The organism is Candidatus Thiosymbion oneisti (assembly GCF_900092655.1).
In the GTDB taxonomy this organism is placed as follows: domain Bacteria; phylum Pseudomonadota; class Gammaproteobacteria; order Chromatiales; family Chromatiaceae; genus Thiosymbion; species Thiosymbion oneisti.
Genome location: NZ_FLUY01000119.1, coordinates 1 through 484 on the forward strand (window position 1 = coordinate 1; position 484 = coordinate 484).

Genomic DNA, 484 nt, shown 5'->3' on the forward strand with positions numbered 1-484 from the left:
AATAGCTAATAAAAACAGTGTGTTATTCTTCATGCGGCCAGGTGTGCGAGGACCTGGCTATTGCCGACCTGTTTTCGCCGGACGCAGTAATCCCTCAGTGCGCCGACCCCGAGCCAGTTGACCACCCGCAGGAGGTTGTAGCCAAGAATCATCAGGCTCATCTCAGCGCGGACCTTCTTGAAGCCGCGTACCAGGAAGTGGTCCCAGCCGAACCAGCGTTTGAGCGTACCGAAGGGGTGTTCGACCAGACCGGCACGCTGACGCATCTTCTCTGGCCCCGATTCGGCCATCCGTTGCCGGTGGGCTTGGATCAACTCAGCATGCTCGCTGCGATAGATACGGCGTGCAGCGCCGGAGGCTGGTAGACACACCGCCTTGAGCGGGCAGTCCCGGCACTGACTGGCGGGACGGCTGTAGCGAGTACGCCGAATGCCGTTCTTCTGGTGCGGCTGACCGCGCGGGGGCAACAACTCGCCGGCGGGGC

General features: G+C 62.0%; 1 protein-coding gene. It reads right to left on the bottom strand.

The annotated features are described in order from the left end of the window. Positions 1-29: 29 nt before the first annotated feature. Positions 30-484: transposase (locus BQ17_RS01195; protein WP_141699024.1), on the bottom strand; the 455-nt coding region annotated here is incomplete at its 5' end.